This window comes from Candidatus Symbiopectobacterium sp., assembly GCF_020054415.1.
Taxonomy (GTDB): domain Bacteria; phylum Pseudomonadota; class Gammaproteobacteria; order Enterobacterales; family Enterobacteriaceae; genus Symbiopectobacterium.
In genome coordinates, this window is the sequence record NZ_JAHWCO010000642.1 from 1 (window position 1) to 9,436 (window position 9,436).

At 52.2% G+C, this 9,436-nt stretch carries 9 protein-coding genes; 3 read left to right on the forward strand and 6 right to left on the reverse strand.

The window, feature by feature from the left end; all coding sequences use genetic code 11:
• Positions 1-113: IS1 family transposase (locus QZ506_RS18650; RefSeq protein ID WP_291972479.1), on the forward strand; the 113-nt coding region annotated here is incomplete at its 5' end.
• A gap of 119 nt (positions 114-232) precedes the next feature.
• Here the strand turns inward: QZ506_RS18650 and QZ506_RS18655 are convergent.
• The 6 genes from QZ506_RS18655 to ubiG form a co-directional block, all read right to left on the reverse strand.
• Entirely contained in the window at positions 233-526 is a 294-nt protein-coding gene (locus tag QZ506_RS18655; RefSeq protein ID WP_291973075.1) for a PAAR domain-containing protein, read from the reverse strand.
• A 155-nt stretch (positions 527-681) separates the two neighbouring features.
• Positions 682-933: a hypothetical protein gene (locus QZ506_RS18660; RefSeq protein ID WP_291973068.1), complete on the reverse strand. Its 252-nt coding sequence runs from the start codon at positions 931-933 to the stop codon at positions 682-684.
• A 305-nt stretch (positions 934-1,238) separates the two neighbouring features.
• A complete protein-coding gene (gene yfaE / locus QZ506_RS18665; protein WP_291973069.1) occupies positions 1,239-1,499 on the reverse strand; it encodes a class I ribonucleotide reductase maintenance protein YfaE in 261 nt (86 codons plus the stop codon).
• A 4-nt stretch (positions 1,500-1,503) separates the two neighbouring features.
• Positions 1,504-2,634, reverse strand: coding sequence for a class Ia ribonucleoside-diphosphate reductase subunit beta (gene nrdB, locus QZ506_RS18670; RefSeq protein WP_291973070.1), 1,131 nt, complete (start codon positions 2,632-2,634; stop codon positions 1,504-1,506).
• A gap of 86 nt (positions 2,635-2,720) precedes the next feature.
• Positions 2,721-5,006, reverse strand: coding sequence for a class 1a ribonucleoside-diphosphate reductase subunit alpha (gene nrdA, locus QZ506_RS18675; RefSeq protein WP_291973071.1), 2,286 nt, complete (start codon positions 5,004-5,006; stop codon positions 2,721-2,723).
• Between the two features lie 578 nt (positions 5,007-5,584).
• Entirely contained in the window at positions 5,585-6,295 is a 711-nt protein-coding gene (gene ubiG, locus QZ506_RS18680; RefSeq protein WP_291973072.1) for a bifunctional 2-polyprenyl-6-hydroxyphenol methylase/3-demethylubiquinol 3-O-methyltransferase UbiG, read from the reverse strand.
• A 220-nt stretch (positions 6,296-6,515) separates the two neighbouring features.
• Here ubiG and gyrA point away from each other — a divergent pair, with 220 nt between their 5' ends.
• Both gyrA and QZ506_RS18690 read left to right on the forward strand, forming a co-directional pair.
• A complete protein-coding gene (gene gyrA / locus QZ506_RS18685) occupies positions 6,516-9,152 on the forward strand; it encodes a DNA topoisomerase (ATP-hydrolyzing) subunit A (RefSeq protein ID WP_291973073.1) in 2,637 nt (878 codons plus the stop codon).
• Positions 9,153-9,256: 104 nt separating this feature from the next.
• The coding region (locus QZ506_RS18690; protein ID WP_291973074.1) for a helix-turn-helix domain-containing protein at positions 9,257-9,436 on the forward strand (180 nt) is incomplete at its 3' end.

Genomic DNA, 9,436 nt, shown 5'->3' on the forward strand with positions numbered 1-9,436 from the left:
CACTGCGTAACCGATTGCAACGGCTCAATCGCAAGACGCCCGGATATTCAAAATCATCCGAAATGCACGATAGGATCATCGGTACTTACATCGAACGCGAGTACTACGTTTGATGCTACATCAACTCATTGAATACACGACCTACGAACCGATTCATCCTTAACTCCATTTACAGCACCTTTATTGCTATTTGTCGCTGAAACCAAGGGCATGCCTACCCGAATGAATATTATCAGAAAACTACCGCGTCCCTAAGAGTGTGTACGCTCCAAAGCCTATCAACCGATCCCCCGCCAATTAACGCGCCACCGCAGCTAACGGTGTTCTCTGTGCGCACGGCGGGCTTGCCGTCAATAAAGACGTTGGATGAACCGCCGCTGATAGTGCGGCTATGTCCGTGGGGAGCCAGAGAATAGCCTTGCAGGACCAATGGGATACCATCAACCTTGACGGTTGATGACCCTGACACAACTGACGTTGGCGGGTGGCTACTGGGCTGAAAGCGATTCAACTTGCAGCATCTTATTTTCTGGCTGTCACGCTTTAAATGGCACTCCTACAGTACGTCCCGTTTCCACCATCATATGCCGCGGAATGCGAGAGTATTCCCCTTCTACTCCCCGGCTTATCACCACGTCGACAGAGACCGCTTTTTGTGGCCAAGCGTCATCCTTTCTGCACCTACTTGAAAGCGCGGCTTTGTGTATCAGGGGTGGAAACCTCTTCTTGGCTTATAAAGAGTTCCGATTCGATACGTTCGATCATCGCAGGATCGCTATTCTGGTTCGCCAGGCTCCAGCGACTGTAATACCCGCCACCAATATCCGAATGGGCACCCGGCAGAGCCCGTTCGGTAAAATAGGGCGGAATGCTGGTGCCGATTGCCATCGGGATAATTCGTGTCAACGGAAAATGGTACAAAAAAACCGGCATTGTACCGGGCTAGCGCCGTTATTGGTTTCGACAGACTCCGTCGAGAGACAGGCAAAGAACATGCCGTTTTTTAATTCATTGTTTTTATTTATAATTAATCTATTACTGTGGCGTGAATGTCAATTCTGAGTGAAAAGTTGCGCAGGCCTCGTGAATCATTTGCAAACCTTGCGCAGGGAGTGATTTATGCTAGGAAGTGAGCAAGAAACTGCGCAGAATGCGCAGTTATTCTGAAGAGGTAATGCCGCAGGCTCATGAGCGTCATGGAACCCATATTTTAGCATTGCACCGGGTATACCAAACGCTCACAGCTCTAACTCGATATCATTCACTGGCATGCAGCAGCACGGCAAGATTTCGTCTCGCTGTACACAGGCAAGGGGGGTTTGGCGATAGGCGATGCGTCCTTTCACCAGCCGTAAGCGGCAGGCACCGCAATAACCCGAGCGGCACTGATATTCCACGGGTACGCAGTGTTGTTCAAGCACGTCGAGTAACGAGGTGGCGCTGTCGTTGTTGGCAAGCTGCGCGCCAGAGACGCGCAGTGTGATGGTTGAGTTGCTCATCAACTTAGAGCTGGAAATCACTCAGGTCGTCGGCGTTGATTTCAGAATCAATTTGGCCGACCAGATAAGAACTCACTTCCACTTCTTGCGGAGCAACCTGCACGTTGTCAGAGACCAGCCAGGCATTAATCCACGGGATCGGGTTAGTGCGCATTTGGAACGGCAAGGGCAGCCCTACCGCTTGCATGCGGATATTGGTGATGTATTCAACGTACTGGCAGAGAATGTCTTTGTTCAGGCCAATCATCGAGCCGTCGCGGAACAGGTATTCCGCCCACTCTTTCTCCTGCTGTGCTGCCAGCACAAACAGGTCGTAGCATTCCTGTTGGCACTCTTCGGCGATTTGTGCCATTTCCGGATCGTCCTGGCCGGAACGCATCAGATTCAGCATATGCTGGGTACCGGTCAGGTGCAGCGCTTCATCGCGGGCGATCAGTTTGATGATTTTTGCGTTGCCCTCCATCAGTTCGCGTTCAGCAAAGGCGAATGAGCAGGCGAAACTGACATAAAAACGGATGGCTTCCAGCGCGTTGACGCTCATCAGGCACAGATAAAGCTGTTTCTTCAAGGAATGCAGATTAACGGTGACCGTTTTACCGTTCACCTGATGCGTACCTTCACCCAGCAGGTGATAATAGCTGGTCAGTTCGATCAGATCGTCATAGAAAGAAGAGATGTCTTTTGCACGTTTCAGAATCTCTTCATTGGTGACGATATCATCGAACACCAGTGCCGGATCGTTGACAATATTGCGGATGATATGGGTATAGGAACGGGAATGGATGGTTTCTGAAAATGCCCAGGTTTCTATCCAGGTTTCCAACTCTGGGATGGATATCAGCGGTAACAATGCGACGTTCGGGCTGCGTCCTTGAATGGAGTCCAGCAGCGTTTGGTATTTCAGATTGCTGATGAAGATGTGCTTTTCATGTTCCGGTAGCGCCTGATAGTCAATGCGATCGCGAGACACATCCACCTCTTCTGGACGCCAGAAAAAGGAGAGCTGTTTCTCTATTAGCTTCTCGAATATTTCATATTTTTGCTGATCGTAACGCGCTACGTTAACTGACTGACCAAAGAACATCGGTTCCAGAAGCTGATCGTTTTTATTCTGTGAGAAGGTGGTATAAGCCATAGGGATGTATCTCCAAAAAGGGACAGGAGGCATTTAACTGCATCATGAAAAAACTAACGTAAACAATATCCTACTCGGGAAGCGGTTTAAATCTTACAGGCACCGCCTCCGCAACCGTCATCCTGCGCATCGGCCAGGATATCTTCCTGTGCGTCTTCTGCACCGTCACGGGTGTTTTGATAATACAGCGTTTTCAACCCGAACTTATAGGCGGTAAGCAAGTCAGTCAGCAACTGTTTCATCGGCACTTTTCCTGACGGGAAACGCGCCGGATCGTAGTTGGTGTTGGCAGAAATAGCCTGATCGACAAACTTCTGCATCAGCCCAACCAGTTGCAGGTAGCCGTCATTGTTCGGCATTTCCCACAGTAATTCGTAGGCATCCTTCAGGGTTTCGTAATCCGGCACCACCTGGCGCAAAATGCCGTCTTTCGACGCCTTGATGCTGATGTGACCGCGTGGTGGTTCGATACCGTTGGTGGCGTTGGAAATTTGTGACGAGGTTTCCGACGGCATCAACGCAGAGAGCGTGGAATTACGCAGACCGTGTGTTTTGATACTGTCGCGCAGTGCTTCCCAATCGTAATGCAACGGTTCGCTGCAAATGCCGTCCAGATCGCGTTTGTAGGTGTCAATAGGCAGCACGCCACGGGCATAGGTGGCTTGGTCAAACCACGGACAGGCACCCTGTTCGCGCGCCAGCTCGTTTGAGGCTTGCAGCAGGTAGTACTGAATGGCTTCAAAGGTATTGTGCGTCAGATTGTTGGCACTGCCATCGGAGTAGCGCACGCCGTTTTTCGCCAGATAGTAGGCAAAGTTGATAACGCCGATGCCGAGCGTGCGGCGGGCCATAGCACCGCGTTTGGCGGCCAGAATCGGGTAATCTTGATAGTCCAACAGGGCGTCCAGTGCACGTACTGCAAGACGCGCCAAATCTTCCAAATCATCCAGGCTATTCAATGCGCCAAGGTTGAACGCGGAGAGGGTGCAGAGCGCGATCTCACCTTTTTCGTCGTTGACGTCTTCCAGAGGGTGGGTTGGCAGCGCAATTTCCAGGCACAGGTTGGACTGACGCACCGGTGCGATGCTCGGTTCAAACGGGCTGTGGGTGTTGCAATGATCGACATGCTGAATGTAGATACGGCCTGTAGAGGCGCGTTCTTGCATCATCAGCGAGAACAGATCGACCGCTTTCATGGATTTCTTGCGGATGCTGTCGTCTTTTTCATACTGCTGATATAAGCGTTCGAACTCATCCTGATCGGCGAAAAACGCGTCATACAGGCCGGGTACGTCAGAAGGGCTGAACAGGGTGATTTCTTGTCCTTTGACCAGACGCTGATACATCAGCTTGTTCAACTGCACGCCGTAATCGAGGTGACGCACACGGTTGCCTTCCACGCCACGGTTGTTCTTCAGCACCAGCAGGCTTTCCACTTCCAGATGCCACAGCGGGTAAAACAACGTTGCCGCTCCGCCGCGCACACCGCCCTGTGAGCAGGATTTCACTGCGGTCTGGAAATGTTTATAGAAAGGAATACAGCCAGTATGGAACGCTTCACCACCGCGAATCGGGCTACCCAGCGCACGAATACGACCGGCGTTAATGCCGATACCGGCACGCTGTGAAACGTATTTCACGATAGCACTGGAGGTGGCGTTAATGGAATCCAGGCTGTCGCCGCACTCAATCAACACGCAGGAGCTGAACTGACGGGTTGGGGTACGCACGCCGGACATGATCGGCGTTGGCAATGAAATCTTGAAGGTAGAAATCGCGTCATAGAAGCGTTTGACGTAATCCAGACGCGTTTCACGCGGGTAACCGGAGAACAGGCAGGCAGCCACCAGTACATGCAGAAACTGGGCGCTTTCGTAGATGTCACCGGTGACGCGGTTTTGCACCAGATATTTCCCTTCCAACTGCTTGACCGCAGCGTAAGAGAAGGTCATGTCGCGCCAGTGATCGATGAAAGCGTCCATCTGAGCGAACTCTTCTGGCGTATAGTCCTGCAATAAGTGGGTATCGTATTTGCCCAGTTCTACCATTTTGGTGACGTGATCGAACAACGCTGGTGGTTCAAACTGGCCGTAGGCTTTTTTACGCAAGTGGAAAATGGCCAAACGTGCGGCCAGATATTGGTAGTCCGGGCTGTTGCGTGAAATCAGATCGGCGGCAGCTTTAATAATGGTTTCATGGATATCGGCGGTCTTGATGCCGTCATAAAACTGAATGTGGGAGCGCAGTTCGACTTGAGACACTGACACATTGTGCAGGCCTTCCGCTGCCCAGGTAATCACCCGGTGAATCTTGTCCAGATTGATGCGTTCTTTGCTGCCATCGCGTTTGGTTACTAGCAGGCTCTGGTTCATGTGGTGTAGTACCTATCCGTTTTTCCCAATGCTATAGCGTTTTCACCGATCGAAAACGCACACGACAGTCTAGTGCTGCGGTGTGTGGAGTGAACACTACATATAGTGGTTTTGGTTTTGAATGATAACAAGATAGTGAGAATTTTCGGCTATTGCAAGTGAACAAAACACGCTGAAATTGTGGATAACATGGGGAGGAATTGTTACACACTGGCTAAACGCCTGTAGCGTTGCGGCCTTAACTTTTGTCAATGGATGGGGATAAAAAAATAAAAAAATGATTGATTGCCGCTTTTTCTGCGTACGGAAAATTCTTAATTTGATCAGCTTCTAAGGTTATGACGGTAGAAGGAATGGCAGATTGGCGACGATATCGCCAATCTGTGTTTGAAACGCTGACTGAAACTGCCGACAACCTCACTTTACCCCTTGTCATCCTCTGCGAAAGCTGGGGATCTCTGCGAGAATAAACACGTTTCCTCTATATGAGATTCCCGCCTTCATGAGAATGGCCGCGGTGGGTGGGAATGACGGTGAGAGTCGCTGGCTGTCAGCAACATCAGCCAGCCAACGCGGACTTATTCAGCATCGCGCTGCGTATGCAGCATATAGTTCACGTCCACATTAGGACCGAGCGCAAAACGATCGCGCAGCGGGTTATAGTGCAGACCGGTGATGTGCTGTTCCGCCAGCGAGGTGCCGTCCACCCAATTCAGCAACTCCGCCGGGCGAATAAATTTCTTCGCGTCATGAGTGCCCTTCGGCACCATTTTCAGCACGTATTCGGCACCGAAAATCATCAATAGCCAGGCTTTGGCATTGCGGTTGATGGTCGAGAAGAACACGTGTCCGCCTGGTTTGACCAGGGCGGCACAGGCGCGCACCACCGATTGCGGGTCTGGCACATGCTCTAGCATCTCCATACACGTCACCACGTCATAGCGCCCGGCGTGCGCCTCCACGGTTTCCTGCACATACTGCACGCTGACGCCGCTCTCTAGCGCATGCAGCCTAGCAACCTGCAACGGTTCGGCACCCATGTCTAATCCGGTAACCTCTGCACCTTCGCGCGCCATGCTCTCCGCCAGGATGCCGCCACCACAGCCGACATCCAGCACCTGCTTGCCAAACAGCCCATCGGCGCGGCGTGCGATGTAGTCAAGTCGCAGCGGGTTGATGCGGTGCAGCGGTTTGAATTCACCTTCCAGATCCCACCAGCGTGAGGCGACGGCTTCAAACTTGGCGATTTCATCATGATCGACATTCTGCGTCTGTATTTCTGCGTTCATGCGGTATATAACCTTTTGTTATTCTCATCTGCGGTGAGTATATCGGGTGTAGGCAGGATGTAGTAGCGATTCTCCTTTTTGCCTCGGCGATGCAAAAGGCGGTGAATGAAAGAAAAGCGCCATTACTCGTGCGCGTATTTTCCCTGTCAGGTGGGTTTTGTGCTATCATTTTCCACCTTTTGAACTCGGGTTGATGCATTAATAGAGGGATAGCGGCTCCATGAGCGACCTTGCCAGAGAAATAACACCGGTCAATATCGAAGATGAGTTGAAAAACTCCTATCTGGACTATGCCATGTCCGTTATTGTCGGGCGTGCCTTGCCTGATGTTCGTGACGGCTTGAAACCAGTGCACCGACGCGTGCTGTACGCGATGAGCGTGCTGGGAAATGACTGGAACAAACCCTATAAAAAATCGGCCCGTGTGGTAGGCGATGTTATCGGTAAATACCACCCGCACGGTGATTCCGCCGTGTATGAAACCATCGTGCGCATGGCGCAACCTTTCTCCCTCCGCTACATGCTGGTGGATGGTCAGGGCAACTTCGGGTCGATAGATGGAGACTCGGCGGCGGCCATGCGTTATACCGAAATTCGCATGTCGAAAATCGCCCACGAGCTTCTGTCGGATCTGGAAAAAGAGACGGTCGATTTTGTGCCCAACTACGATGGCACAGAACAGATCCCCGATGTAATGCCGACGCGTATTCCTAACCTGCTGGTGAACGGTTCTTCCGGTATTGCAGTGGGGATGGCGACCAACATCCCGCCCCACAACCTGACGGAAGTGATCGACGGCTGCCTAGCGTATATCGACGACGAGAACATCAGCCTGGAAGGGTTGATGGCGCATATCAAAGGGCCTGATTTCCCGACTGCGGCGATCATCACCGGCAGACGCGGCATTGAAGAGGCGTACCGTACCGGGCGCGGCAAAATTTACATCCGCGCACGCGCCGAAGTGGAAGTGGACGACAAAAATGGTCGTGAGACCATTATCGTGCACGAGATTCCCTATCAGGTGAACAAAGCGCGCCTGATTGAAAAAATCGCCGAGTTGGTGAAAGAGAAACGCGTCGAAGGCATCAGCGCATTGCGCGATGAGTCCGATAAAGACGGCATGCGTATCGTGATTGAGATCAAACGCGATGCTGTGGGTGAAGTGGTACTGAATAACCTCTACTCGCTGACTCAGCTTCAGGTCTCGTTCGGCATCAACATGGTGGCATTGCATCAGGACCAGCCGAAGATCATGCCGCTCAAGGACATTCTGGTTGCCTTTGTTCGCCACCGCCGTGAAGTGGTGACGCGCAGAACCATTTTTGAACTGCGCAAAGCGCGCGAGCGTGCCCATATCTTAGAAGGCCTGGCGGTTGCGCTGGCAAATATCGATCCGATCATTGAAGCGATTCGCAATGCACCAACGCCGGCAGAAGCAAAGGCGGCATTGATTGCTCAAGCCTGGGAGCTGGGCAACGTTGCGGCGATGCTGGAGCGTGCTGGTAATGATGCTGCGCGTCCTGACTGGCTGGAGCCGGAATTTGGGATTTGTGACGGTAAATACCACCTGACTGAGCAGCAGGCTCAGGCGATTCTGGATCTGCGGTTGCAAAAACTGACCGGTCTAGAACACGAAAAGCTGCTGGATGAATACAAAGAGTTGCTGTTGCAGATCGCCGAACTGCTGCGCATTCTGACCAGCCCTGAGCGTTTGATGGAAGTCATTCGTGAAGAGCTGGAAGCGATCAAGACACAGTACAGCGATGCGCGTCGCACGGAAATCACGGCCAATAGCGCTGACATCAATATCGAAGACCTGATCAATCAGGAAGATGTAGTGGTTACGCTTTCCCATCAGGGGTATGTCAAATACCAACCGCTGAGCGACTATGAAGCGCAGCGTCGTGGTGGCAAAGGCAAGTCAGCGGCACGCATCAAGGAAGAAGATTTTATCGACCGTCTGCTGGTGGCTAACACCCATGACACGATCCTCTGCTTCTCCAGCCGTGGCCGTCTCTACTTGCTGAAGGTGTACCAATTGCCGGAAGCAAGCCGCGGTGCGCGTGGGCGTCCTATCGTCAACCTGTTGCCGTTGGAGCCGGAAGAGCGCATTACTGCCATTCTGCCGGTGCGTGAATACGAAGAAGGTCAAAACGTGTTTATGGCGACTGCCAGCGGTACGGTGAAGAAAACGGCGCTGACCGAGTTTAGCAATCCACGTTCGAAAGGGATTATTGCCGTTAACCTCAATGAGGGCGACGAACTGATCGGCGTTGATTTGACGGACGGTGAGAACGAGGTGATGCTGTTCTCTGCGGAAGGTAAGGTGGTGCGCTTCTCCGAAGCTGCTGTGCGTGCTATGGGACGTACCGCTACTGGTGTACGCGGTATCAACCTTCAAGGTGACGATCGCGTGGTGTCTTTGATCGTGCCGCGCGGTGAAGGTGATATCCTTACTGTCACGCAAAACGGCTTCGGTAAGCGTACTGCGGTGAGTGAATACCCGACCAAGTCTCGTGCGACCAAAGGCGTTATCTCTATCAAAGTGAGCGAGCGTAACGGTAAGGTTGTTGGTGCGGTGCAGGTCGATGAGCTGGATCAGATCATGATGATCACAGATGCCGGTACGTTGGTGCGCACCCGTGTCTCTGAGGTCAGCATCGTAGGCCGTAACACCCAGGGTGTGACGCTTATCCGCACTGCTGAAGACGAAAACGTGGTAGGGCTGCAACGCGTTGCTGAGCCGGTCGAAGATGAAGAGCTCGACAGCGTGGCAACCGCGCTGGGTGAAGTCGCCGAAGAAGAAGACGGCATTGATGATGCTGAAATCGACGACGATGTGGCTGACGACGAATAATCTGTATTAGTCGAGACTAGGTCTGACACTGGACCTTGAAAGGTTGAGAGTTACCGGTTTTGATATGGGTGTCTAATCCTTAAACAAAACGCGAGGTAACTTTCATGCTTCATACTAACAATCCCATTATCAAACACAAAGCAGGCCTGCTCAATCTCGCCGAAGAACTCGGTAACGTATCAAAAGCCTGCAAGATCATGGGAGTGTCACGCGATACATTTTACCGTTATCAGGAACTGGCTGCTGAAGGCGGCATTGATGCGCTGGTTAACCAGAACCGCCGG